This is a genomic window from Actinoalloteichus caeruleus DSM 43889 (assembly GCF_000429185.2).
Classification (GTDB): Bacteria; Actinomycetota; Actinomycetes; order Mycobacteriales; family Pseudonocardiaceae; genus Actinoalloteichus_B; species Actinoalloteichus_B caeruleus.
Window position 1 is genome coordinate 4,479,554 of sequence record NZ_AUBJ02000001.1, and the last position, 24,862, is coordinate 4,504,415.

Below are 24,862 nucleotides of genomic sequence, written 5' to 3' on the forward strand. Positions count from 1 at the left end.
CCGGGGGCCGTTGGGGTGCGCGCGGCGCTGGTCAGAACACGACGGTGCGGTTGCCGTGGGTCAGGACCCGGTCCTCCAGGTGCCACCGCAGGCCCCTGGCGAGGACGACCTTCTCGATGTCCCGGCCCTTGCGCACCATGTCCGCCACCGAGTCGCCGTGGTCCACCCGGATCACGTCCTGTTCGATGATCGGCCCCTCGTCCAGGTCGGCCGTCACGTAGTGGCAGGTCGCGCCGATGAGCTTCACGCCCCGGGTGTGCGCCTGGTGGTAGGGGCGGGCTCCGATGAAGGACGGCAGGAAGCTGTGGTGGATGTTCAGCACCCGCCCGGCCCACCGCTGGCACAGCTCGGTCGGCAGGATCTGCATGAAGCGGGCCAGCACCACGGCGTCGGGGTCGTGCTCGTCGACGATCTCGGCCACCCGGGCGAAGGCCTCCGCGCGGCGTTCAGGCTCCCGCCCGGAGGCGGGGAAGGGCACGTGGTGGAAGGGGATGCCGTGCGCCTCGGTGATCCCGGCGAGGTCGGTGTGGTTCCCGATCACCGCGCGGACGTCGACGTCGAGTTCCCCGGAGGCGACCCGGCCGAGCAGGTCGTAGAGGCAGTGCCCGGCCCGGGAGACCAGCAGGACCACGCGGCGACGGGTTCCGCTGTCGCTCACCCGCCACTCCGTGCGATCCCCCAGCTCGGCGGCGACCTCGGCGAACCGGGCGCGCAACTCCTCGAGGTCGAGGTCGAGGGAGTCGGCCCGCACCTCCTGCCGGGTGAAGAACCAGTTGGTCTCCGGGTCGGTGTGGTAGCCAGCGCCGACGATCGAGCCCCCCAGGCGGTACAGGAACCCGGAGATCGCGGCGACGATCCCGGTGCGGTCCGGGCAGCCGAGGGTGATGACGTAACGGCGGTCTGGCGTGGACATGGTTGCTGAGTCTGTCATTCCGCCTGGTCGGCTCCCGCACTGCCCGGTACCGATGACGCCCACCAGCGCGGTGCTCGACCGCAGGTCAGGCGGTGGGCGGGCCGGCGGGGACGGCGCCGGCCGCGTCCGGTGACCGGGGCGCGACGGTGGGTTCACGCCGACGAGGGACCCGCGCCGGGGGCATGGCGGGAGCCGACCCGGTGGAGCATCCACGTGAGGCCGCCGGGTCGACGTCGTGGCGCCCCCGCGCGTCCGGGGGAGGGCCCTGGGGGCGTGGGGTGCGGCAACCCCGTGGTCCGCTCAGCCCGGGGCGACGGCCGACCAGTCCACGGTGAGTTCCCCGGCCCGCCACCGGCGGTGGTTGTCCCGGACCGGCCACCCCCTGGCCGTGAGGAGGCGCACGGCCTCCGCCCACCGCGCGCGGGGCCCGAACGGGCGCAAGGGCGCCGCGGTGGCCCAGCACGAGTCCAGTTCCGCCAGCAGCGCGTGGACCCGTTCCCCGGGCACGTTGCGGTGGATGAGCGCCTTGGGCAGGCGTTCGGCCAGGTCGGACGGTGTGTCGATGTGCGCGGGCGAGCAGGCCATGGTGAAGCTCAGGGGACCGTTCCGGGAGAGGGTGACCCAGCAGCACCGCCGGCCGATCTCGTCACAGGTCCCCTCCACGAGGAGACCGCCCGGCGCCAGACCGGACGTGATGGTGGTCCACGCCGCCAGTGCCTCGGGTTCCGCGTACTGGCGGAGCACGTTGAACGCCCGCACCAGCACCGGGCGCTGACCGGCGAGTTCGAAACCACCGCGGGTGAAGCGGAGCCGGGGTGGGTCGGCAAGGCGGACGGCGTTGCCGACCCGCTCCCCATCGATCTCCAGGCCCAGCACGCGCACGTCGCTCCGCACATCGGTGAGGCGCGCGGCGAGCTCGACGGTGGTCACCGGTGAGCTCCCGTAGCCGAGGTCGACCACGAGCGGATCGGCGGCCGACCGCAACACCTGGGACACCCACGGCGTGCCGCGCACCCAGCGGTCCACCCGCCGCAACCGGTTCGGCCCGGTGGTGCCCCTGGTCGGCATGCCCAGCGCGCGGGCGCGGCCGGCCGCCAGTCGGGGCGCTCGCTTGGCCATCCGATGTCCTCCCACACCTCTCCACCGTCGCCCGGGTCCGCCGTCCAGCGCGGTGGGAGGTGGTCGATCTCCGGGGCGCGCCGCTCGTTCCGTGACGGGATCAGCCGCTGCGCCGGCGGGCGACGTACTCCAGCGTGAAGCGGGACTCCGCGTCGAGCAGCGCGGTGACCTGCTCGGACACCGCCTTCTCCACCATCCCGCCGACGAGTGGGAGCCGGACCGTGACCTGGCCGGCACCCCGGAGTTCCGCGCCCCCGCCCACCGGGCGGATCGACGTGGTGGCGTCGATGGTGGCGGGGGTGTCGGTGACCCTGGCCGCCATCGTTCCCACGTAGCCCGCGCCCTCGCGCCGCCACGTCTCGGTGCGTTCGACCGAGATCCCGTTCGGGGCGATCGAACGCATCGCGGCCGGCAGCCCGCCGGAGGAGATGCCGTGTCGGAAGACCGCGCGGGACCCGTTGTCGTCGCTGGTCAACGCGACCAGTTCCGCCGAGGAACCGCCGAGCTCGGCCAGTCTGTCCCGCAGGTACGTCTCGTCGACCAGCACCGCGTGGAGCTCGTCGGGGGAGAGGGAGTCGGCGTGGAGGGTGAACTGGATGGGGCGTGCCATGGCAGCACAGATTACCGTTGGCGTCCGTGACTACTCGTTCGTCCGGCGAGGCCGTCGGCGTCGCCGTTCCCCTCGCCGAGCACACCACCCTCCACCTGGGCGGGCCCGCGGCCCGCCTCGTGGAGGCGACCACGGCGGAGGACCTCGTCGAAGCGCTGCGGCGCGCCGACACCGGCGGTGACGACGTCCTCGTCCTCGGTGGTGGATCCAACCTGGTCGTCGGCGACGAGGGGTTCGCCGGGACCGTGGTGCGGGTGGCGACGACGGGGAGACGAGCGGACCGCGTCGCGGACGGCACCGTCCAGCTCACGGTCGAGGCGGGTGAGGACTGGGACGCGGTCGTGGCCGCCGCCGTCGCCGACGGGCTCTCGGGCGTGGAGTGCCTGTCCGGCATCCCGGGCCGGGTGGGCGCGGTCCCCGTGCAGAACGTGGGCGCCTACGGCGTGGAGGTCGCGGAGCTGCTCGACTCGGTGGACGTCTACGACCGCCTCGACGGGTGCGTCCGCACCGTGCCCGCAGCCGATCTGGGGCTGGCCTACCGGACGAGCCGGCTCAAGGGCAGCGCCACGTCGGTCGTCCTCCGCGCGCGCTTCGCACTGGCGGACAGCGGCTCCTCCGTGCCCATCCGGTACCCCGAACTGGCCAGGGCGCTCGGGGTCGAACTGGGCGACCGGGTGCCGCTCGCCGCCGCGCGGGAGGCGGTGCTCGCGCTGCGTGCCGGCAAGGGCATGGTGCTGGACCCGGCGGACCACGACACCTGGAGCGCCGGATCGTTCTTCACCAACCCGTTGGTGCCCGACGAGGCCGTTCCCGAGGTCCTCGCCCGGATCGCCGAGCGGCTCGGCGGGGAGGCACCGGTGCCGAGGTACCCGGGAGGGCCGGGGCGCACCAAGTTCTCCGCGGCCTGGCTCATCGAGCGAGCGGGCTTCCGGCGCGGCCACCAGGGCCCCGGCGGCCGGGTGGCGTTGTCGAGCAAGCACACGTTGGCCCTCACCAACCGGGGGACGGGGAGCACCGCGGACCTGCTGGCGCTGGCCTCGGAGGTTCGTGACGGCGTCCGAGCGGCGTTCGGTGTCGTGCTGGAGCCGGAACCCGTGTTGGTGAACTGCGCGCTCTGAGACCGGCGGGCGGTGGGGGTGAGACGGGCCCCGGCCCCCGCCGGACCGCTCACCGGAACTGGTTACCAGTGGTGGCCGGTGGGGCCGTTCGCGGCCCCGCCTGGTCGGGTCAGGACCGCCGGTGGGCTCGGGTGGCGGAGTGCTGGTCCCGGGGTTTCAGCACGATCTGGTCGATGTTGACGTGCGACGGCCTGGTGACGGCGAAGACGATGGCCTCCGCCACGTCCTGCGCGGTGAGCGGTGTGAGGCCCTGGTAGACGGCGTCGGCCCGAGCGGCGTCACCCTCGAACCTCACCAGGGAGAACTCCGTCTCCACCATGCCCGGGCAGATCTCGGTGAACCTGACCGGATCTCCCAGGTGTTCCCCGCGCAGCGTCCGGTGCAGCACGGCCTGCGCGTGTTTCGCGGAGGTGTAGCCGGAGCCGTTGTCGTAGGCCTCCAGGGCCGCGATCGAGGTGACGGTCACCACGTGCCCGTCACCGGAGTCGATCAGCCTGGGCAGGAGCGACCTGGTCATCCGGAGGGTGCCGAGGACGTTCGTCTCCCACATCCACCGCCAGTTGTCCTCGTCCGACTCGGCGACGCGCTCCAGCCCGCGTGCCCCGCCGGCGTTGTTCACCAGCACCCGGCACGTCGGGACCTCGGCGAGGAAGGCGTCGACGGATTCGGCGTCGGTGACGTCGAGCCGGTGGGCGGAGCCGCCGATCTCGGCGGCCAGCTCGGCGCACCGGTCGAGGCGGCGGGCGCCCAGGACGACGTGGAACCCGGCTTCCGCCAGGCCGCGCGCGGTGGCCTCGCCGATGCCGGCGCTGGCTCCCGTCACGACCGCGACCGGCTTTCCGGCGGCCGGGGACGTGGTCGGTGGGGTGTGGTGCTGGGGCTGCTGGTCGTGGGTCATGACGCCGATCGTGCCTGACCCGCCGGTGGTCTGTCAGCGGCGGGCGAGCGGGGAGCCCCGGCCCTCGCGAGGCCGGGGCCGCTGTTCTCAGTCCAGCAGGTTGAGGTCGCCGAGGATCATGTCGAGGTCGACGGCGTTCGCCAGTTCGACGGCGCCGGCGCTGTTCGGGTGGATGCCGTCGTGGACATCCCACTCCGGGAGGATCCGGCTCGGGTGGTCGGGGTCGCGGACGGCGGCGTCGAAGTCGACGACCCCGTCGAACTTGTCGGAGGCGCGGATGCGCCGGTTGATCTCCTGCCGGTTCTCCTCCAGGTGCGGTTCCCAACTGAACCAGCCCTCGAACGGCGTGATCGTCGCCATGTAGAAGAGCATCCCGCGCTCGTGCGTGCGGTCGGCGAACTCCTCGAAGGTCGCCATCAGCAGGTCGAGGTCGGTGGTCTGCGGGGGGTGTTGCATGTCGTTGATGCCCGCGGCGAAGAGGACGGCGTCGGCCCCGGGGAGGTCGAGCACGTCGCGGTCGTACCGTTCCAGCACCCGCTGGCCTCCGTAACCCGAGGAGGTCAGCATCCTGTTGCCCGACATGCCCGCGTTGGCCACCGAGAGCCGGCGCGGCCCGTACTCGTCCACGATCCGGCGGGACAGCACGTCGGACCAGCGGTCCGAGCCCTTCGAGAAGTCGACGCCGACACCGTCGGTCATCGACCCGCCGATGGTCACCAGGGTTCCCGTGGCCGTCTCGGGCACCACCGTGATGGCGCCGACGAGCGGCCGGGTGCTCATCGTCTTCTCCTCGACCTGGAAGGGGCGGCCGTTGACGTTCTCGGTGTGGTCACCGGTCGCGATGCGGCTGTGCTCCCCGGCGAACGAGTGGGTGGTGACCCGGCCGGTGGGCCCCGGGAAGTAGAAGGACACCGCGACGTCCGCCCCGTCGGGGATCTCCATCCGAGCCAGGTCGGTGTACACGCTCTCCCCCGGCGCGAGGGTGAAGGAGGTTTCCCGCTCCACCCGGAGCTCGGTCAGGCTGGACGGGTTGATGCCGCCCTCGCGGTCGGTGGCCAGCGCGATGGTCACCCGGCCGACGTGCAGCTCGTCGGGGCTGAAGGTGTTGTCGAGCCGCACACGGACCGCCGAACCACCGGAGCTGACGCGCATCCGGGTGCGGACGGTGTTGTCGGTGAACCCCTCGAACTCCCGTTCCCTTTCCTGGGCTGCCTTGGGTGAGGCGGTGAAGGTCGTGATCTCCCGCTCTTCCGCGAGCTCCGCACCGGCGGGTAGTGCCCGTTCCAGCGTCGTCTCCGGGACCATCGCGCATCCGGCCACCAACAGGCTCATGCCCGTGACCGCCGCGAACCACCGTCGGCGCACCATCATCTCCGTCCTCATGCCGCTGACTGCTCGCCGACTCACGGACGACGTGGACGCCGGGGATCTGGGAGACCGGACAGCAGAACGGCTCCGGATTCGCCTCGGGCGCCACGCGACCGGCTCGGCGAGTTTCTGCGGAGAAGAATAGACAACCCCGAGATCAACACGGGTCGCCACGGTGCCGGAACGGTCGGCGACCACGTCCTGGCCGGGGGTTCAGCGGGGGAGGAGCGCCTCCACCGGCACCGACTCGCCGACGAGGGTGTACCCGCGCTGGTTCAGGTGCAGGCCGTCCCCGAGGTCGAGATCCGGCCGGACGAGTTCCGGGTCGTCCGGGTCCCGGAGCAACGTGTCGAGGTCGAAGACGGCGTCGTACTCGTCGGCGTGGGTCCGGATGAGGGCGTTCACCCGGGTCCTCGTGGTCTCCAGTTCGGGCTTCCAGGTCTCCCAGCTCCCGAAGGGGGGGATGGTGGCCACGACGACCCGCAGGCCCGCGTCCCGGCTCCGCCGGGCGAGGTCGTCGATGGCGGCGAAGAGCGTCCGCGCGTCCGTCTCGTGCGGTGTCTGCTGGATGTCGTTGGTGCCCACGGCGAGGATGACGGCCGCCGCGCCGGGCAGCGACAACACGTCGGTGTCGTAGCGGTCGAGGAGGCGCGGGCCGCCGCCGACCGATCCGAGGAGGATGCGGTTGCCGGACAGGCCGGAGTTCGCGACCGCCAGCCGACGTCCCGGTGGTAGGGAGAGCAGGCGGTCCGCGAGGACGTCGGGCCAGCGACCGGATTCGGGGAAGTCGACTCCGAGGCCGTCGGTCAGCGAACCGCCGACGGCCACCACCGTGCCGCTGGCCTCGGAGCCCAACACCAGGACCGCGTCCACCACCGCCCGGTGCTCCACCGGGCGGAACCTGTCCGAGGTGGGGTTCTCGGTGTGGTCTCCCCTGGCGAGCAGGGTGGGTTCCCCGCTGATCGGGTGGTTGCCCAGCGGACCGGTCGGACCGGGCAGGAAGAGGCTGACGTGGAGCCGAGCGCGGTCGGGCACGTCCAGGCCGGCGGGGTCGGTGTAGCGGTGGTGGCCGGGCGGGACGGTGAAGTCCGACCGCCCGTCGAGCAGCAGCGGCCGGACCGTCCCCGGGAGCGAGGACCCGTCGAATCCGTCGGCCAGGGCGACCGAGGCCGCCCCGATCCGCAGCGGACGGTCGCCGTAGGTGTTGTCCAGGCGGACCCGGACCCCGGATCCACCGGCGCTGATCCGGACCATCGTGCGCAAGGTCACGTTGGCGAAGCCCAGTTCCTCCCGCTGGTTCGGTTGGGCCGGCATCTGCGGTGCGGCCCAGGTGGTCACCCCGGTGGTGGGTACCGGCTCGGCCGTTCCCGGGGACAGCGGGGTCGGGGGCACCACGGGTTCGGCCGACACGAGGAGGCCCAGGCAGCACACGACGATCAGCAGGAGTCGGACCACGGCGCGACCCCCCTCGGTGCTCCCTCGCAGTCAACGCGCGCCGACCGGGCGTGCGCTGGCGTTGCCCCGACGGCGTGGCCAGGGTAGACACCGGTCGTCCTCACCCAGGTGAGCGACTGATCACGGCCCCGCGAGGGGCTGGAAGCTCTACCGCCTCGTTTGTGTTGCATTCCCATGACAGGCAGCGAGCATCGGGGCGCGGGCAGGCCCGGAAAGGTTGACTACACGTGGCTAAGCGTGGGTTCGTGTGCGCGACAACCGCGCAGGTTCGACTCGCTGGTAGCAGCGGATCCTCCGATCGAGGAGGGTCTCCTCGTGAGTGACTCGTTACGAGTGGTAACTGGCGGCGGGGGGAGATCGGCGACTTCCGCCGGCAGTGGTTCCCCCCGCCGGGTGGCGCTGTTGTCGCTGCACACGTCGCCGTTGGAACAACCGGGCACCGGGGACGCGGGCGGGATGAACGTCTACGTGCTCCAGACGGCCCGTCGTCTCGCCCGGCGCGGGGTCGAGGTGGAGGTCTTCACCCGGGCCACGTCCTCCGAGCACCCACCGCTGGTGCGGGTGGAGCCGGGGCTGCTGGTCCGCAACATCATCGCCGGGCCCTTCGAGGGCCTGGGCAAGAACGACCTCCCCGCCCAGCTGTGCGCGTTCGCCGCCGGGGTGCTGCGGGTCGAGGCCAGGCACGAGCCCGGCTACTACGACCTGGTCCACTCCCACTACTGGCTGTCGGGCCAGGTGGGGTGGCTCGCCCGGGAGCGGATGGGGGCGCCGCTGGTCCACACGGCGCACACCCTCGCGCGGGTGAAGAACGCCGCGCTCGCCGAGGGGGAACCCGCCGAGCCCCGGGTCCGGGTGATCGGGGAGCAGCAGGTCGTCGACGAGGCGGACCGCCTGGTGGCGAACACGAGCGTGGAGGCCGAGCAGCTGGTGCGGCTCTACGGTGCCGACCCCGCCGCCGTGGTGACCGTCGAGCCCGGGGTCGACCTCGACTGCTTCACCCCCGGGGAGCGGTCGGAGGCGCGACGGACCCTCAGAGCGGCCGGCGTGGTGCTCCCGCCGGACCCGGTCGTCCTGACCTTCGTCGGGCGGATCCAGCCGCTGAAGGCGCCGGACGTCCTCCTGAGGGCGGCGGCGCGCCTGCTCGCCGAGGAGCCACGCCTGCGGGGCCGGCTGGCCGTGCTCGTCGTCGGCGGTCCCTCCGGCTCCGGGCTCCAGGAACCGGAGGCCCTCCAGAAGCTCGCGGGGGAGCTGGGGATCACCGACGTGGTGACCTTCCTGCCGCCCCGGTCCGGTGCCGAGCTCGCGGACGTCTACCGCGCCTCCGACGTCGTGGCCGTCCCCAGCCACAACGAGTCGTTCGGCCTGGTGGCGCTGGAGGCCCAGGCCTGCGGGACGCCGGTGGTCGCCGCGGACGTGGGCGGCCTGTCGGTCGCCGTGGTGGACGGGTCCACGGGACTGCTGGTGCCCAGCCACGCACCGGAGGACTGGGCGGCGGCCCTGCGCGCCGTGGCGCTACCCGCGACCGGCTCACCGGACGAGGTCCCGGAGTCGGTGCGTTCCCGGGCGGCCGGGGTTCGGCCGGAGAACGCGGTGCGGCACGCCAACGACTTCTCCTGGGACCGCACCACCGACGGGCTGCTGCGCGCCTACCGGCAGGCTGCCCTGGCCTTCGGCCGGGGCGTGCGCGACGCTGGTGGGGCAGGAACCGGCACGGACGGCGAGGGGCGAGGCGTGAGCTCGGACGCGGACGGGAGCTCTCCCGAGGAGGCGGTGCGGACGGTGGAGCGCACGCTGCGCGACCGCGACCTGGACTTCGACCACGCCTCCCCGGGTCGCTTCCTCGTGCGGCTGCCGGGGAACGGAAGCAACGGACGAGTTGCTGGCTCGTGGTCGGGCGCCACGGGCTGCTCGTCGAGGCGTTCGTGTGCCGCCGCCCCGACGAGAACCAGGCCGGGGTCCACCACTTCCTGCTCCGGCGCAACGCCAGGCTGTACGGGGTGCACTACACGGTCGACGAGGACGGTGACATCCACCTGGTGGGGAGGTTGGGGGCGCACGCCGTGACCGAGGACGAGCTGGACCGGGTGCTGGGCCAGGTGCTGGAGGCGGCCGACGGCGACTTCAACAAGCTCCTGGAGCTGGGCTTCGCCGGGGCGATCCGCCGGGAGTGGGCCTGGCGGAGGTCTCGTGGTGAATCCCTGGCCAACCTCGCCGCCTTCGAGCACCTCGCCCGGGACCAACGCTGACGCCCTCGACGCGCCGGCGCGACCGCCAGGTGCGCCGGCCGGGGGAGTGGCAGGGCGGGGCGGCTTGGGAGAGAGGGGGAGTCACGAACTCAAGCCGCCCCGCCGTGAGGTCCCGCCACTGCGGGTTCCCCTGGCGGGGGGCACCCGGGAACCCGGACGGGCCGCGGCCTGACGGGGGAGGCAGACCACGGTGCACCCTCTCAAGATCGGGGAGTGCGTGGGAGCCGATCGAAGAGAGTGTTGCCAACTTGGCAGAATCGACGACCTGGGCACAAGCCCATCGCGCTACTCCATTCGAGTGTATCTGCGACGTGATCGTAACGTCGCGGAGTCAAAGCCTCGTAACGTAACCGCCCGGGTCGCCCCATCTCACACCGCTGGGCCAGGTCAGTGAGCGTTTCTTCCTTCCGGTGACTGTAAGTGTTGGTGGGCGTGGGTGTGGGCCGGTGCCCCGCGAGCGCCGTCACCCCAACGCCACCGCCTTGCCGCTCCGGCAACCCGCGCGGCCCCACCGGGGTGGACCGGACCGGAGCGGTGGGAGCGCGGCCAGGAGACGACGTCGTCCGCCGTCCCCCGACCGGACCTGGCAGGCTGGGCGCATGACCAAGGCAGTAGGCACCCTGGTGCTCCTCCGCCACGGAGAGAGCACGTGGAACGCGGAGAACCTGTTCACGGGATGGGTCGACGTCCCCCTGTCGGAGAAGGGGCAGGCGGAGGCCCGGCGCGGCGGCGAACTGCTGGCCGAGGCTGGCCTGCTCCCCGACGTGCTCCACACCTCCCTCCTGCGCAGGGCGATCTCCACCGCCAACATCGCGCTCGACGTGGCGGACCGGCACTGGATCCCGGTGCGCCGCGACTGGCGGCTCAACGAGCGCCACTACGGCGCCCTCCAGGGGAAGAACAAGAAGCAGACGTTGGAGGCTTACGGCGAGGAGCGGTTCATGCTCTGGCGCCGTTCCTACGACACCCCGCCTCCCGAGATCGAGCCGGGAGCGGAGTACGGGCAGGACGGCGACCCGAGGTACGCCGAGCTCGGGGACGAGCTGCCCCGCACGGAGTGCCTCAAGGACGTCGTGGCCAGGCTGCTCCCCTACTGGGAGAGCAGCATCGTCCCCGACCTGCGCGCCGGCCGGACGGTGCTGGTCGCGGCCCACGGGAACTCGCTGCGCGCCCTCGTCAAACACCTCGACGGCGTGTCCGACGAGGTCATCGCCAAGCTGAACATCCCCACCGGGATCCCCCTGCGCTACGACCTGGACGAGCAGCTCATGCCGGTCGTCCCCGGCGGGACCTACCTCGACCCCGACGCGGCGGCCGAGGCGATCGACGCTGTCGCCAACCAGGGGCGTTGACCAGCGGGTGAACACCGGGTGACAGGATGCGCAACCCCGCCGCCCAGGGTGTAGTTACTGTCACGTCCTGGGCGGCAGGGCTGGGCTAACCGGGTGGTTTCGTGCTTACGATTCGGAACGTGACCGGGATGGGTTACCTCGCCCTGTCGATCAGCCTCGTGCTCGTCGGCGGGCTCCTCGGTTTTGTCGCCGGACGGCTCTCGGAGCGCCGGCCACGCCGAGGACACGGCGGCGTCACCGTCGCGGAGCTCCTCCGCAGGCTGGTGAACTCCTCGCACAGCGGGGTGGCCGTCCTGAACCGCTTCGGCGATGTCCTCTTCCACAACCAGCGGGCCGTGGAGCTGGGGGTCGTCACCGCCAACGTCATCGACCCCAGAGCCGGCCAGGCGGCCGACCTGGCACTGGCGGAGAACCGGGTCGTCGCGGTCGACCTCCCGCCGACCGGGGCCGTCCGCAAGCGCCGGCCCGAGGCGGTCGCCGCCGAGGTGCGTCCCCTCGGGGAGGGGTTCACGGTCGTCGACGCGGCGGACGAGTCCGAGGCCGTGCGGCTGGAGGCCACCCGCCGTGACTTCGTCGCCAACGTGAGCCACGAGCTGAAGACCCCCGTCGGCGCGCTGGCCCTGCTCGCCGAGGCGATGCTGGACGCGGCCGACGAGCCGGACGAGGTCCGTCGCTTCAGCGAGAAGATCCGCCACGAGGCCACCAGGCTCGGGGCGCTGACCAGCGAACTCATCGTGCTCTCCCGTCTCCAGGGCGCGGAGCCGCTTCCCGACCCCGACCCGGTGTCAGTCGACGCGGTCGTCGACGAGGCGCTCGGTCGGTGCCGGCTGACGGCCGAGGCGGCGGGCATCACCGTGACCACCGACCCGAGGAGCGGGCTGGTGTGCGCGGGCGACCGAGTGCTGCTCACCACCGCGCTGTCCAACCTGCTGACCAACGCGATCGCCTACTCCCCGGAGGGCAGCGCCGTGTCGGTGTCCCGCCGCCTCCGGGACGGGATGGTGGAGGTCGCGGTCACCGACCGGGGGCTGGGAATCGCCCCCGAACACCAGGAACGGGTCTTCGAACGGTTCTTCCGGGTCGACCCGGCCAGGTCGAGGGCCACCGGCGGGACGGGCCTCGGGCTGGCCATCGTCAAGCACGTCGCCAACAACCACGGCGGCTCGGTGCGCCTCTGGAGCCTGCCGGGCACCGGGTCCACCTTCACGCTCAGCCTGCCGGCCCTCGACGCGGAGGAACCGCGTGCGGGAACGGAGCGGCCACTCGCCGCCGCGTCCGCCGGTGGACCGGGCACCACGATCTCCTCGCAACCCAGGAATCCGGGAGGAAAGCCATGACGAGGGTGCTCATCGTCGAGGACGAGGAGTCCTTCGCCGATCCGTTGGCGTTCATGCTGCGCCGGGAGGGCTTCACTCCTGCGGTGGCCACCGACGGTCAACAGGCGCTGGCCGAGTTCGACCGCAACGGCGCCGACATCGTGCTGCTCGACCTGATGCTGCCCGGGATGAGCGGGACGGACGTCTGCCGGCAGCTGCGCGCCAGATCATCGGTGCCGGTCATCATGGTGACGGCGAGGGACAGTGAGATCGACAAGGTCGTGGGACTCGAACTCGGGGCCGACGACTACGTCACCAAGCCGTATTCCGCCCGGGAGCTGATCGCGCGGATCCGGGCCGTCCTCCGCCGAGGCGGTGAGTCCGAGGAGACCGCGCCCCAGGTGTTGGCCGCCGGGCCGGTGCGGATGGATGTCGAACGTCACGTGGTGACGGTGGGTGGCGGCGACGTCACGCTGCCGTTGAAGGAGTTCGACCTGCTGGAGTACCTGTTGCGGAACTCCGGTCGGGTCCTCACCCGCGCCCAGCTCATCGACCGGGTCTGGGGGGCGGACTACGTCGGGGACACCAAGACGCTGGACGTGCACGTCAAACGCCTGCGGTCCAAGATCGAGCCCGACCCGGGGAACCCGAGGCACCTGGTGACCGTGCGCGGGCTCGGCTACAAGTTCGAGGCCTGACCCCTCGCCGACGCGGCCAGCGGGACGTGGTGCCCCGGAACGAGGTAACGTAGCGTGTCACGTCCCGCGGGGTTCGACCACCGTCGAGCGCTCGCGGCAGGTGGGGACGCGGCCCTGTCACGACCCGACGTCGTCGTGGCTCCCGAGGGAGCCGGTCGCCGGGGTGCCAGCGGCCACGGCCGACGCCGGTGCCGGGGCACCGTTCACGAACGCCGAGGGCGGGGGCCCGGCGGGAGTGCGGAGAACCACCGCTGGTCCGGGAGGACTCGGCTGCCGGCCCCTCTCCGGAGAGCGGCGAGGGGTGACGCGGGCCACGACCCGTGCTCGGTCACTCGTCCGGCCCCTGCCTGTTTGCTGCCAGTATGGAGCGAGGGCATCGCACCTGCTCTGTCGGATAGATGGTTCAAACAGGAGAGAACGAGCTGCTGTGACTGTTCCAGCGCCCCGGCGAACCGAGCGAGTGACGGAACCAGTCACTGGACGAACGACGCCTTACTGGGCACGGTGGAAGCGATGAGTCGGGATAACCGGTCGGAGAGCGAGGGCCAGCGCAGCGTCGCGGAGCTGCTGGCCGCCTACGGCGGCAAGGGGGGCGGCGGCCGCCGCCGTCGCCGCAGAGCCGAGGACCCCACCGACACCGCTCCGCAGGCCATCATCGACCGGGTCCTGTCCGAGAGCGGGAACCTCCGCCGGGTCGAGGAAGCCGACGAGGCCCCCGGACCCGAGGGACAGCAGTACCAGCCGCCGCCCAGGCCGGCTCCCGTCGGCCAGGACCGACCGACGCCCCCACCGCACCCCGAGCCACCGCACCACCCGGCCGAGCCGGACTACCCGCGAAACGACTACCCGCAGGGTGACTACCCGGAGGACGACTACCCGACCGCGAGCGACTACCCGCGGGGCGACTACCCGGTGGACCGGGGGCAGCGTGGCCAGGTCGATGGGCCAGGTCCGCAACCCGAGGCCGGTGCCCGCCCGGCGTTCCCCGCTGCCGGTCAGCTCCCAGCCGACCAGACCGTGCTCTACCCCGTCGACCCCGACATGACCGCCCAGTACCCGCCCCTCACCGGGGAGCCACCGGCCGTGGCGTCCGACGTCGGGGGGCGGCTGGACGCACCCCCCGACGACCCGCACACGGAGCAGTTCCCCCGGGTCGCCGGCGACAACTTCGGCGGCTCCATCCTCGACGACCCCGCCGGCACCTTAGACGCCGGCTCCGACGCGGAACGCACCGTCGTGGGGACCGGCTGGTTCGAGACCGGTGAGGTCGCCGCCTACCGGGAGGACGGTCCGGACCCCTCGGCGGGGCCCGCCGAGACGCGGCAGCAGGCGCCGGTGGCACCCGGGGTGGACGTCGACCCGGACGCGGGGGAGCGCCCGGCGGACCGGCGCGACGACGCGGACGACCACGACTACGAGCCCGGCGACTACGGGGCCGATGACTACGGGTCCGGCGACTACGAGCCCGATGACTACGGGGCAGACGACTACGACGAGGACTACGACGAGGACGACTCGGCCGAGGAGGGCGTCGAGGAACCGGCGGAGAAGCCGGTGTCCCCCGTCAAGGAGTGGCTGCTCATGATCGGGCAGCTGGTGGTCGGAGTGGTGGGAGGAGCCGGGCTGTGGCTCGTCTTCCAGTGGCTCTGGCTGAACATCCCCGCCGTCGCCCTGGTGGTGGCGCTCCTCGTCATCACCGGCATGGTCTTCCTCGTGCGGAAGATCCGTCGCAGCGACGACCTCCAGACCACCCTGTTCACCGTGCTCGTCGGACTCATCGTGACGGTGTCGCCGGCCGCCCTGCTCCTGTTGGGAACGTGATCCCGGTGGGAGATGGCGTCAGGATTCCCGTGGGCCTGTCCACCGCCTCCGTCTGGCCGGAGCCGGCTGAGGGAGCCTTCCGGCTCGCCGCCGAGCTCGGTTACGACGGGGTCGAGGTGATGGTGTGGGCCGACCCGGTCAGCCAGGACCCGGAGGCCGTCCGGCGGCTGGCTGGCCAGTACCGAGTTCCCGTGCTGGCCGTGCACGCCCCGTGCCTGTTGATCACGCAGCGGGTGTGGTCCTCCGACCCGGTCGAGCGACTCCGCCAAGCGGTGCGCGCGGCCCAGACACTGGACGCCGCGACGGTCGTGGTGCACCCCCCGTTCCGCTGGCAGCGGCGCTACGCGGACATGTTCGCCGACCTCGTCGCCGAACTGGAGGACGACACCGGCATCACCGTCGCCGTGGAGAACATGTTCCCGGTGCGGCCGTTGGGCAACCGGCAGCTCGGCACCCGGCCACCTGGCTCTGGCCCCTTGTCGTCCCGGCTGATGAACTCGCAGCTCATGGGCGCCTACCTCAAGGGCGAACAGCTGATCGGAAGTCAGCTGCGGGACTCCTGGCCCCCGAGGGTGTCCGCCTTCCACCCCTCGCCGGACCCCACCGAGGCCGGCTACCGCAGCTACACCCTCGACCTGTCCCACACGGCCGTCGCCCACGCCGATGCCATGCTGCTGGCAGCCCGGATGGGAAGCGGCCTGCGTCACGTGCACCTCGGGGATGGCACGGGTGCGCCCCGCGACGAGCACCTGCTCCCGGGGCGGGGGAACCAGCCCTGCGCCGAACTGCTCCGCAGCCTCCGGCCGTCCGGCTTCGACGGGTCCGTGGTGCTCGAGGTGAACACCCGGAAGGCCCGAGCACCGGGGGAACGGGCGGCGGAGCTCACCGAGGCACTGCTGTTCGCCAGGAAGCACCTCGGTCCGGAGTGACCGGGCCCGGGGCGGAGTGAGCCGGCCTCGGGGCGGTGGTGCTCGCACTCGCCTCGCCCGTGGTCGCGGGGAGGTCCACCCGGGCGGAGTCTCGCGCGAGGCAGCTGACGGTGTTTCCATCGAAGCGTGCCGTCGAGGGCCCGGGTTCTCCTGACGAGCGCCGCGCTGGCCGCGGCGAGGAACGACGCCGTGCGCGGCCGGTCCGTCGTGACCCGCCGGCGCACCCGGCAGAACGCGGGGAAGGACGCGGTCGGGGCGGTGCTGGCGGCCCGTCGCCTCGTCGCCAGGTTCGGTCGAGTCCGCCTCGACCACCTCGTGGAGGGCGCCACCGACCGAGGCGCGGCGGTCCGGGCCACCCAGGAGTTGCTGGACCTGCTTGGCGAGATCGACCTCTCCGGACTGGCCCCGTTCGTCGACGTCGGGCTCCGGCCCTCGGGCTGCGGGCTCGCGCTGGACGTCGGCCTGGCGGAGGAGAACCTCGACCGGATCTGCGGGCTCGCCCACCGCGTCGGGTGCACCGTCACCCTGGACACCGAGGACCACTCCTCGGTGGACCAGGTCCTGGCCGTCGCCGGCTCGCTGCGCGACCGGTGGCGCGGCCTCGGGGTGGTGCTGCACGCGAACCTCCACCGGACCGTCGAGGACTGCGTGGCGCACTCGCGCGCCGGTTCCCGGGTCGTGCTGAGCCCGGCGTCCCACCCCGAGTCGGCGTCGGTCGCGGTGTTCGACCCCCACGAGGTGGACCTCCAGTACGTGCGCTGCGCCCGCGTCCTCCTCGCCGGTGCCTGCCGACCGGTGTTCGCCGCCCGACGTCCCCGGCTGCTCGGCGCCGTGGTCGGCGCGGCCAGGTGGCACCGACGGGATGTGCGCTCGTTCGAGTGCCAGGTGCCCCCCTGGATGCCGCCGTCGGACCGCCGCCGGCTGGCCGGAGCGGGGGTGGCGCTGCGGGCGGTGGTGAGGTTCGGGGCGGACGCCGGGCCGCCGGTCGTGCCTCGGCCTGGGCACTGAACTCGAGCGTGGTGCTCCGCCTGGGGGCCGGCGCGGTGGTGCGAGTGGTGGACGGGGACGTCGGTGGGTGTGCCCTGACGGTCGGTCACTGGGGCGGGCGTTGGAGCACGTGGCCGGTGGTGGCGGCGGTACGGTGGGCGGCGTGACGAGGTCGGCGGTGGGAGTCGCGGCGGTCGAGGGCGAGGTCGCGAGTCCAACGGGGACCGACCGCGCCGGGAAGGGGCAGCCATCGCGGGCCGGCGCCCGGCGCCAACGGTGGCGCCGAACCGCACAAGGTCAAGAAACGGTAACGGTCCTCCATTGGTGCAGGTCGCGAAGGGAAAGCCCCGCGCAAGCGGGGGTGAGCCGGTCTCGGGTGTCCTCGGCGTGCCTGGCCCGGCGAAAGCCCCGCGCAAGCGGGGGTGAGCCGTGCGACGCATACGACGCCGAGACCGCCCGCATGAAAGCCCCGCGCAAGCGGGGGTGAGCCGACGTGACCGCCCTGGCGTCGGCCTCCTACGCGGAAAGCCCCGCGCAAGCGGGGGTGAGCCGGATGCCCTCGACATCGGTCGGCGTCTCCCCTTGAAAGCCCCGCGCAAGCGGGGGTGAGCCGTCGGACACGGCGTAGGCGACGCCGCAGCTCACGAAAGCCCCGCGCAAGCGGGGGTGAGCCGCAGGGTCGCCACCCGGGTGCCGGGCGATGGTGCGAAAGCCCCGCGCAAGCGGGGGTGAGCCGCCCGACCGCACCCGTCACACGTGTGACGCCGTGAAAGCCCCGCGCAAGTGGGGGTGAGCGGCCGCCACCTGCCGGCCGCATCCGCACGCCCCGGAAAGCCTTGCGCAAGTGGGTGAGCCGCGCCTCGCGACCGGGTACCCGGTCACCCCTCGGCGGCGGGCAGGGGCGTGTCCGGAGTGATGTTCCGGTCCCGGCACGGGGTGCTGGTGGTGTGGTCCGCCTGGCTCCCGCTGGCTGGGCGGCACGGAACAGCCCCCGGCTCCGCGCGGAGCCGGGGGCTGGGGTGGTTGTCAGTGCAGGCGGTCGGCCTTGACGGCGTCGACCAGGGCCACGAAGGCGGTCCGGTGCACCAAAAGTGTTCCGCCGTCCCGGTTCTTGGTGTCGCGGATGCCGACGACCTCGCTCGCTCCCGTACCGATCTCGACGCAGTTGGACGACGAGACGGATCGTCGAGGTTTGCGCCACCGTGTCACAGCTCGCCCTCCAGTGCGCGCAGCCGCGTCCGCGACTCCTCCTCCGACAGGGCCACGCCGAGCAGGTGATCTCTCGTCGCGACCACGGGTGCGACGTCCCGTTCGCTGTACAGCCAGGTGGATGACCGGTAGTGCTCCAGGTGCACGACCGCCGGCGCGTCGTCGAACTCGATGATCTCGAACCCGGCGACCAGGCCCCGGTAGAAGCCCCGCTCGGCGGGGATGACGCGGACCGACACGGCGGGCAGCCGTGACCACTCGTGCAGGGCCGCCAGTTGGCCGCGACGGACGTCGACCCCGCCGGGCGGCGTGGTCCTCCGAAGCGCCAGCTCGTCGATGATCGCCACGTAACCCACGTCCCCGCCGAGGACGTGAGCCCTCCGACGTTCCCTCATCGCGAGTGCCTGGTCCATGTCGATCGCCGGCGTCTCCCCGTGCGCCAGCAGCGCCGCCGCGTACTCGCGCGTCTGGAGCGGGCCGGGGACGAGGACCGGGTGGACCTCCGTGATGGAGCTGGCGTCGCGTTCGTAGCGCTCCAGATCGGTCAACGATTCGGCGATCTCGTCCGATCCGACCGGCGACCACTGCTGGACGGTGACCGTGTCGACCAGTTTCCCCAACTCGGCGCGGAGCGCACCGGGCGGGTCGTAGAGCTCGATCATCCGGGCGACGGCGCTGGCGTCCGGTGTCCGTGAACCTCGTTCAGATCGGGATATCAGCGACTGGCTGACTCCCAGCTGTCGGGCTGCCTGCTGCTGGCTCAGGCCCGCTGCGGTGCGGGCTTGTGCCAGGGCGCGGCCCAAGGCCAGGACTGCCGGTGAGCGCGCCATACTGCCTTCCTTTCATGCTTACGGGTTATTCGCTGACTGTCGATTCGCACTAGTCGACTGAGTCGCGACTGATTATGACGGAATGAAAAGTCGCGCTTACGGATTGAGGTTAGCGCACGAGCGGATCGCTTCTTGCCGGTGTGATCGTCGTTGTACCGGCTGTCCTCCTGGTCGTCGTCGCGGTCCTGGTCGGATACCACGTGGACCGTTCTGAGCAGCACCGCGACCCGGGACCGAAATTGGTGGTCTCCTCTTGGTCAGCTGTTCCGTTCGACCAGTCCGTTCCGCTGTTCTTCCCGTCGTTGGCGTCGCTACCGATCGAGCAGGTGCGCCGGGCCGTTGCGGAGTACTTCCGGACGGGCCGCCGGCCGGACTGCGTCCAGCGGCAGCCGGGGGACTGGTACTGAGAACGCCCGCGCCCACCTGGTGGGCGAGTCCGGCGGCGATGACGAACCAGGCTCCGTCTCCCCGTCGCGGCGCCGGCGGTGTGGTGCGGGAAAGCCCCGCGCGAGCGGGGGTGAGCCGGTATGGGCGACCGGGTTTCGCGCACCGGCGGGAATCCCACCGATCGGGCGGGCTCCGCTGGAGTGCGTGCGGCGGCGGAGCGCGAGCTGGCAGGCTCACCCTCCATGAGTTCTATCGCAGTACTCGGTGCGGGCAAGATCGGCGAGGCGTTGCTCTCCGGCCTGATCCGAGCCGGACACCAGCCCGACACGCTCTCCTTCACCGAGCGCCACCCGGGCCGGGCGAAGGAGCTGGCGGGGCGGCACGGGGTTGACGCGGTGGCGGTCGCCGAGGCAGCCGTGAATGCCGACGTCCTGGTGGTGGCGGTGAAACCGCAGGACATCGAGCCGCTGCTCGACGACCTGAGCGGCTCGGTGGCCGAACGCCCGGCGGACAGGGGCCTCCCGCTGGTGGTCTCGCTCTGCGCGGGCCTGCCCACCGCCCTCTACGAGAGCAGGTTGCCGCCGGGCACGCCGGTGGTGCGGGCGATGCCGAACACGCCGATGCTGGTGGGTGAGGCGATGAGCGTCATCTCGGCCGGTAGCCACGCGTCCGAGGACGACCTCTCGCTGGTGGAGGAACTGCTGGCGAGCGTGGGCCGGGTCCTGCGGGTCCCCGAGGAACAGCAGGACGCCGTGACCGCGCTGTCCGGTTCCGGCCCGGCCTACTTCTTCTACCTCGTCGAGGCGATGATCGACGCGGGCATCCTGCTCGGACTGCCCAGGGCGGCGGCGGCCGAGCTGATCATCCAGTCGGCGGTGGGCGCGGCCACCATGCTCCGTGGATCGGAGAGCCATCCCGTCATCCTCCGGGAGGCCGTCACGTCTCCGGCCGGCACGACGATCGCCGGGATCAGGGAACTGGAGAAGCACGGCGTGCGGGCGGCGATGATCGACGCGATCGAGGCGGCCAGGGACCGGTCGGTGGAACTGGGCAGAGCCCACGAGGGAACCGGGAGCTGACCCGGGTCCGGCCTGGTCAGCGCGGCTCCCGCCGGTCGCGCGCCCCTCGGCCGCCTCGCTCGTGCGTCGCAGGAACACCAGGGGCACCGTTACCCTCGACAGCAGCACGTGCGTGTCGGTACCGCTGGGAGGGGAAGCCCGGCGGCGCGGCAGGTGCCGAAGGAAACGGTGGCTATGTTGACGCAAAGGGAGCATGACAACGGATTCGGCCAGGTTCGATTCCTGACTGTCGCCGAAGTGGCGGCGATGATGCGAGTGTCCAAGATGACGGTCTACCGACTGGTCCATTCGGGTGAACTGCCCGCGGTGCGGGTCGGCAGGTCGTTCCGCGTCCCGGAGAAGACCGTGCACGCCTATCTCCAGAAGTCGTACTACGACGTGGGATGAGCGAGCGTCCGGCTGCCGGCCGTCCGGTCGGCAGCCGGGTCACTCCACCAGGCGCCGCGTCCACCACCGCCCGCGTCGCTCCCGAACGCGTCCACCGATCGTTCCCGGAACCGTGCTCGTCCCCCGGCCCACCGGCGCGGGAGGGCGCGATCCGTCTCGGCGCCCGCGCGGCGCCGGAAACCCGGCCCGGCGCGTCCCGTGCCCCCGCCCCGCCCCGGTGGCCGACGCCGGCGCCCGGACAGGGCTGCGAGGACCGGCTACCGACCCGGGTACGCTGGTAGGCCGTTCGCACCCGACGTGTTCCCGCGGTCCTCGACTCGCGGTTCGCGTGGTGCGAGGAACGCACCAAGAGACGATGAGAACTGCGAGGGACCCGTATGGGCTCGGTCATCAAGAAGCGTCGCAAGCGGATGTCCAAGAAGAAGCACCGCAAGCTGCTCCGCAGGACCCGCGTGCAGCGGCGCAAGCTCGGCAAGTGAGTCCGAGCCGGCCGGTCCGCCCCGCAGGTGGCCCACCGCGACGCCCAGCGGCGTCGCGGTGGCGGCTCCGCGCGTCATGGGCGACCGGCCGGCCGGCGCCGTCCACCCGGCTCGTCCGTTCCCCGCGGGGCGGTGGGCGTCCGGGTGAACCGATCGGCCGCCCGTGACCCGGCTCAGCCCGCCGGATTGCGCCGATCGAGTGGAACGGTCACCCGTCGGTTGTCGCGGCCCTCGTGACGTCTCGTAGCCTGGCACCAGCGGTCTCGTCGGCGATCCAGCGAGGTGTCGGCCGCGACCCGGTCCGTCTGGACGGGTGCCGCCGTGGTCCCGACACCACGTGATGGGAGCCAGACCATGACACCTCGCGTCGTCCTGGTGACCGGTGTGAACGGGTTCCTGGGAGCCCAGCTCGCGATGCGGCTGGCGTCCGACCCGGACATCGAGCGCGTGCTGTGCGTGGACATCGTTCCCCCCTCCCCCGAGGTCCGGCGGAGGCTGGGCAGGGCGGAGTTCATCCGCGCCGACATCAGGAACAGGCTGATCGCCAAGGTGATCGCCGCCGCCCGGGTGGACACGGTCGTGCACACCTCGGTCAGCCCGGAACCCGTCGGTGGCGGTCGCGCGCTCAACAAGGAACTCAACGTCATCGGCACGATGCAGCTCCTCGCCGCCTGCCAGACCTCGCCGCTGGTCCGCAGGGTGGTCCTGAAGTCGACGAGCGCCGTCTACGGCAGCAGCCCCCGGGATCCGGCGGTCTTCACCGAGCGGACGGAACCGCGCGAACTGCCCAGCGGCGGCTACGCCAAGGACGCCGCCGAGATCGAGGGCTACCTGCGGGGCTTCGCGCGACGGCGGCCCGACGTCGTCACCACCACGCTCCGTTTCAGCAACTTCCTCGGCCCCCGGGCCGACACCGTCCTGTCCCGGTACTTCGCGCTGCCGGCGGTACCCGTTCCCCTCGGTCACGATCCCCGCCTCCAACTCGTGCACACCGAGGACGCCGTCGCGGTCACCCGACTCGCCACCCTCACCGACCTGCCGGGCGTGTACAACGTGGCGGGTGAGGGCGTGCTGACGCTCACCCAGGCGGTGCGCAGGGCTGGCAGGCTGCCAGTGGTCCTGCCCAGGCCGGCGTTGCGCCCCGTCGGCGCCGTGCTGCGCCGGGTGGTCCCGCTCGGGTGGCCACCGGAGTCCGGTACGCCTGACTTCGGACAGGTGATGGACACCACCTCTCTGCGGGAGAACGCCGGCTTCGTGCCGCGGTGGTCGACGGCTCAGGTGTTTGATGACTTCGTCCAGGGCAGGGGACTGCGCCCGCTGGTCGACGCGGACCGGTTGGGCGGCGGGTGGGATCGGATCCGGTCCGCGACCGTGCCCGGACGACGCTGATCTCGCGGGCGAGGTCCACGTCCCGTGGCCCGGGAGGACGAGGACGTGCGCCCGGGGGGTGACCCGTGTCGCGGTGCCGCGGCCGTCAGGACGATCACGGAGGAGGAACGAGTGGCCGAGGCACGAGTGATACCGCTGCGTCCGGGACGGGTGTCCGGGGGCGGCGCCCAACCCGTGGCGGAGGACACGACCGCCTCCGAGGACCTGCCCGGCACCGTGCGGGCAGCGCGGAGCGGCGACGGCCCCGCGCAGGCGGGCGGCGGGCGGGACGGGGAGGCCCCGGAACCAGACCCCGCCGTGGACGCGCGCCTCGAGGACCGGCTGGCGGGGCTGGCGCGGTTCGTCCGCCGCCGCCTCGCCGGTGAGTACGAGGTCGACGAGTTCGGGTTCGACGCGGAGCTCAACGACGCGGTGTTCCTGCCCGCGCTGCGCCTGCTCTACGAGCGGTGGTTCCGGGTCGAGGCGGTGGGGTTGCACAACGTGCCGGGCGACAGCGGGGCGCTCATCGTCGCGAACCACGCGGGCACGCTGCCGGTGGACGCGCTGATGACGGCCGTGGCCGTCCACGACCACCACCCCGAGCGGCGGCACCTGCGGTTGCTCGGGGCCGACCTGGTCTTCCGCCTTCCCGTGCTCGGTGCGACGGCGCGCAGGGCCGGTCACACCCTCGCCTGCGGTCCCGACGCGGAGCGGCTGCTCCGGGGTGGCGAGGTGGTCGGTGTCTGGCCGGAGGGGTTCAAGGGGGTGGGCAAGCCCTTCCGGGACCGCTACAAGCTCCAGCGGTTCGGCCGGGGTGGTTTCGTCTCCGCGGCGTTGCGCACGGGGACGCCGATCGTGCCCTGTTCCATCGTGGGTGCCGAGGAGATCTACCCGAAGATCGGGGACATCCGACCGCTCGCTCGGCTGCTCGGGTTGCCCTACTTCCCGATCACACCGTTCTTCCCCCTGCTGGGACCGCTGGGCGCCGTTCCGCTGCCGTCGAAGTGGTACATCGAGTTCGGCGAGCCGATCAGCACCGCGGAGTACGGTCCCGACGCGGCGGAGGACCCGATGCTGGTCTTCGACCTCACCGACCAGGTGCGCGAGACGATCCAGCAGACCCTCTACCGGATGCTGTCCCAGCGGCAGAGCGTGTTCCTCGGCTGAGGCGGACGGGCCACTCGCGGCTCGGGCGCCCCGGCGGCGTCCGCCGGGTCGTCAGATCCTCGGGCGGCGGTGGTAGCGCAGGCCGGCGGCGACCGCTCCCACGAGAGCGCCCGCTCCGAGCATCGAGTTCACCCCGATCTTCGCGGCCCGCCTGCCGGTGCGGAAGTCCCTGATCTGCCAGCCCCTGGCCCTGGCGGCCTCCCGCAGCGGGGGGTCCGGGTTCACCGCGACGGCGGTGCCCACCGCCGACAGCATCGGGATGTCGTTCACCGAGTCGGAGTAGGCGGTGCACCGGCGCAGGTGCAGGCCCTCGCGAACCGCGAGCGCGCGCACCGCCTGGGCCTTGGCCTTGCCGTGCAGCAGATCCCCGACGAGCCGCCCGGTGTAGACGCCGTCCTCGCTCTCGGCCACCGTCCCCAGCGCACCGGTGAGCCCGAGGCGACGGGCGATGATGTCGGCGAGTTCGCGTGGTGTCGCGGTCACCAGCCACACCCGCTGGCCGGAGTCAAGGTGCTTCTGCGCGAGCGCGCGGGTGCCCTCCCAGATCCGGTCCGCCATCACCTCGTCGTAGATCTCCTCGCTCAGGCGGACCAGTTCCTCCACCGAGCGCCCCGCGACGAAGGAGAGGGCCTGTTCCCGACTGGACTGGATCTCCTCGGGGTTCTCCCGCCCACCGATGCGGAACTTGATCTGCTGCCAGGCGAAGCCCGCCATGTCGGAGGTGGTGAAGTACTTCCGCGCCGCCAGTCCTCGGGCGAAGTGGTAGATCGACGCCCCCATCATCATGGTGTTGTCGACGTCGAAGAACGCCGCGGCCGTGAGGTCGGGCGCCACGGCGGGTACCTCGGCTGGCGCGGTCACCGCCGCCTCCGCCGAGATCTGCCCCGCCCGGGTCGCATGGTCTTCCAGTGCCTGGCCGGTCTCGCGCTTCCGCCACAACGGCACCGCGGCGCCTCCCTGGATCGGTGGGTGTCGCTCCCAGCGGATCGGTTCCGGAGGGGATTCGGTATCCAGGGTAACGATCGGGCGAGGCCGCGAGATCATCACTCGCCGTGACCCGAGCCTCAACGCGGGTCCGCGCCGGTGCCGGAGCGGCGCCGAGGACCCGGATGGCGCGGCGCGCGCC

At 72.3% G+C, this 24,862-nt stretch carries 22 protein-coding genes, 2 pseudogenes and 1 CRISPR repeat array; of the genes and pseudogenes, 15 read left to right on the forward strand and 9 right to left on the reverse strand.

Translation table 11 applies throughout. The features are described from left to right. Nucleotides 1-31 precede the first annotated feature (31 nt). The 3 genes from purU to G443_RS17905 all read right to left on the reverse strand — a co-directional run bounded on the left by purU (nt 32) and on the right by G443_RS17905 (nt 2,642). The gene (gene purU / locus G443_RS17895; RefSeq protein ID WP_026419611.1) at nt 32-913 is read right to left on the reverse strand and encodes a formyltetrahydrofolate deformylase; all 882 of its coding nucleotides are present in this window, start codon (nt 911-913) and stop codon (nt 32-34) included. 300 nt (nt 914-1,213) lie between these two features. Next, nucleotides 1,214-2,032 (reverse strand): hypothetical protein, encoded by an 819-nt coding sequence (locus G443_RS17900; protein WP_030104543.1) that lies wholly within the window; start codon nt 2,030-2,032, stop codon nt 1,214-1,216. Between the two features lie 100 nt (nt 2,033-2,132). Beyond that, nucleotides 2,133-2,642, reverse strand: a complete 510-nt coding sequence (locus tag G443_RS17905) for a DUF2505 domain-containing protein (RefSeq protein ID WP_051314150.1) — start codon at nt 2,640-2,642, stop codon at nt 2,133-2,135. 17 nt (nt 2,643-2,659) lie between these two features. Between G443_RS17905 and G443_RS17910 the strand changes: the two genes are divergently transcribed. Beyond that, nucleotides 2,660-3,760 (forward strand): UDP-N-acetylmuramate dehydrogenase, encoded by a 1,101-nt coding sequence (locus tag G443_RS17910; protein ID WP_051314149.1) that lies wholly within the window; start codon nt 2,660-2,662, stop codon nt 3,758-3,760. A gap of 109 nt (nt 3,761-3,869) precedes the next feature. On the opposite strand, the gene G443_RS17915 is transcribed toward G443_RS17910, so the two are convergent. The 3 genes from G443_RS17915 to G443_RS17925 all read right to left on the reverse strand — a co-directional run bounded on the left by G443_RS17915 (nt 3,870) and on the right by G443_RS17925 (nt 7,481). Beyond that, nucleotides 3,870-4,658, reverse strand: a complete 789-nt coding sequence (locus G443_RS17915; RefSeq protein ID WP_051314148.1) for an SDR family NAD(P)-dependent oxidoreductase — start codon at nt 4,656-4,658, stop codon at nt 3,870-3,872. Nucleotides 4,659-4,745: 87 nt separating this feature from the next. Continuing rightward, on the reverse strand, nt 4,746-6,041 hold the full coding sequence (locus G443_RS17920) for a GDSL-type esterase/lipase family protein (protein ID WP_081715557.1): 1,296 nt from the start codon (nt 6,039-6,041) through the stop codon (nt 4,746-4,748). 198 nt (nt 6,042-6,239) lie between these two features. Next, nucleotides 6,240-7,481, reverse strand: coding sequence for a GDSL-type esterase/lipase family protein (locus tag G443_RS17925; protein WP_051314146.1), 1,242 nt, complete (start codon nt 7,479-7,481; stop codon nt 6,240-6,242). A 333-nt stretch (nt 7,482-7,814) separates the two neighbouring features. On the opposite strand from G443_RS17925, the pseudogene mshA reads away from it, so the two are divergent. The 8 genes and pseudogenes from mshA to G443_RS17965 all read left to right on the forward strand — a co-directional run. Then, nucleotides 7,815-9,152: pseudogene (mshA, locus tag G443_RS17930) on the forward strand (D-inositol-3-phosphate glycosyltransferase); the annotation flags it as partial. Nucleotides 9,153-9,260: 108 nt separating this feature from the next. Continuing rightward, nucleotides 9,261-9,727: pseudogene (locus G443_RS17935) on the forward strand (type III secretion system chaperone family protein). 599 nt (nt 9,728-10,326) lie between these two features. Continuing rightward, complete coding sequence (locus G443_RS17940) at nt 10,327-11,079, forward strand: phosphoglyceromutase (protein WP_026419606.1); 753 nt, start codon at nt 10,327-10,329, stop codon at nt 11,077-11,079. A 128-nt stretch (nt 11,080-11,207) separates the two neighbouring features. Further along, nucleotides 11,208-12,416 carry a sensor histidine kinase gene (locus G443_RS17945; protein ID WP_081715555.1) on the forward strand — a complete coding sequence of 403 codons (1,209 nt, stop codon included), beginning with the start codon at nt 11,208-11,210 and terminating at the stop codon, nt 12,414-12,416. Beyond that, entirely contained in the window at nt 12,413-13,093 is a 681-nt protein-coding gene (locus G443_RS17950) for a response regulator (protein ID WP_026419605.1), read from the forward strand. Before G443_RS17945 ends, G443_RS17950 begins: the two co-directional genes overlap by 4 nt. Before the next feature lie 513 nt (nt 13,094-13,606). Next, nucleotides 13,607-14,914: an Rv0497 family membrane protein gene (locus tag G443_RS17955; RefSeq protein ID WP_051314144.1), complete on the forward strand. Its 1,308-nt coding sequence runs from the start codon at nt 13,607-13,609 to the stop codon at nt 14,912-14,914. Nucleotides 14,915-14,919: 5 nt separating this feature from the next. Further along, the gene (locus G443_RS17960) at nt 14,920-15,843 is read left to right on the forward strand and encodes a sugar phosphate isomerase/epimerase family protein (RefSeq protein WP_026419604.1); all 924 of its coding nucleotides are present in this window, start codon (nt 14,920-14,922) and stop codon (nt 15,841-15,843) included. Between the two features lie 126 nt (nt 15,844-15,969). After that, on the forward strand, nt 15,970-16,851 hold the full coding sequence (locus tag G443_RS17965; RefSeq protein WP_051314143.1) for a proline dehydrogenase family protein: 882 nt from the start codon (nt 15,970-15,972) through the stop codon (nt 16,849-16,851). 319 nt (nt 16,852-17,170) lie between these two features. Beyond that, a CRISPR array of direct repeats spans nt 17,171-17,627; the repeat unit is 29 nt; unit sequence GAAAGCCCCGCGCAAGCGGGGGTGAGCCG. A gap of 229 nt (nt 17,628-17,856) precedes the next feature. Here G443_RS17965 and G443_RS17970 read toward each other — a convergent pair. Together G443_RS17970 and G443_RS17975 are read right to left on the reverse strand one after the other, a co-directional pair. Then, nucleotides 17,857-18,039, reverse strand: a complete 183-nt coding sequence (locus tag G443_RS17970) for a DUF397 domain-containing protein (protein WP_026419603.1) — start codon at nt 18,037-18,039, stop codon at nt 17,857-17,859. Next, nucleotides 18,036-18,869 carry a helix-turn-helix domain-containing protein gene (locus tag G443_RS17975; RefSeq protein ID WP_081715554.1) on the reverse strand — a complete coding sequence of 278 codons (834 nt, stop codon included), beginning with the start codon at nt 18,867-18,869 and terminating at the stop codon, nt 18,036-18,038. The genes G443_RS17970 and G443_RS17975 overlap by 4 nt, the downstream gene beginning before the upstream one ends. Before the next feature lie 140 nt (nt 18,870-19,009). Here G443_RS17975 and G443_RS17980 point away from each other — a divergent pair, with 140 nt between their 5' ends. The 6 genes from G443_RS17980 to G443_RS18005 all read left to right on the forward strand — a co-directional run bounded on the left by G443_RS17980 (nt 19,010) and on the right by G443_RS18005 (nt 23,736). Next, a complete protein-coding gene (locus G443_RS17980; protein ID WP_026419602.1) occupies nt 19,010-19,276 on the forward strand; it encodes an Imm1 family immunity protein in 267 nt (88 codons plus the stop codon). Between the two features lie 222 nt (nt 19,277-19,498). Further along, the gene (proC, locus tag G443_RS17985; RefSeq protein WP_016698404.1) at nt 19,499-20,335 is read left to right on the forward strand and encodes a pyrroline-5-carboxylate reductase; all 837 of its coding nucleotides are present in this window, start codon (nt 19,499-19,501) and stop codon (nt 20,333-20,335) included. 174 nt (nt 20,336-20,509) lie between these two features. Continuing rightward, on the forward strand, nt 20,510-20,722 hold the full coding sequence (locus G443_RS17990; protein ID WP_016698403.1) for a helix-turn-helix domain-containing protein: 213 nt from the start codon (nt 20,510-20,512) through the stop codon (nt 20,720-20,722). A 377-nt stretch (nt 20,723-21,099) separates the two neighbouring features. Then, the gene (locus G443_RS17995) at nt 21,100-21,201 is read left to right on the forward strand and encodes a 30S ribosomal protein bS22 (protein WP_003402602.1); all 102 of its coding nucleotides are present in this window, start codon (nt 21,100-21,102) and stop codon (nt 21,199-21,201) included. A gap of 354 nt (nt 21,202-21,555) precedes the next feature. Continuing rightward, on the forward strand, nt 21,556-22,590 hold the full coding sequence (locus tag G443_RS18000; protein WP_026419601.1) for an NAD-dependent epimerase/dehydratase family protein: 1,035 nt from the start codon (nt 21,556-21,558) through the stop codon (nt 22,588-22,590). A 111-nt stretch (nt 22,591-22,701) separates the two neighbouring features. Then, complete coding sequence (locus tag G443_RS18005; RefSeq protein ID WP_026419600.1) at nt 22,702-23,736, forward strand: 1-acyl-sn-glycerol-3-phosphate acyltransferase; 1,035 nt, start codon at nt 22,702-22,704, stop codon at nt 23,734-23,736. 51 nt (nt 23,737-23,787) lie between these two features. Here G443_RS18005 and G443_RS18010 read toward each other — a convergent pair whose 3' ends face one another. Beyond that, complete coding sequence (locus tag G443_RS18010; protein ID WP_372492988.1) at nt 23,788-24,780, reverse strand: HAD family hydrolase; 993 nt, start codon at nt 24,778-24,780, stop codon at nt 23,788-23,790. Nucleotides 24,781-24,862: the final 82 nt, after the last annotated feature.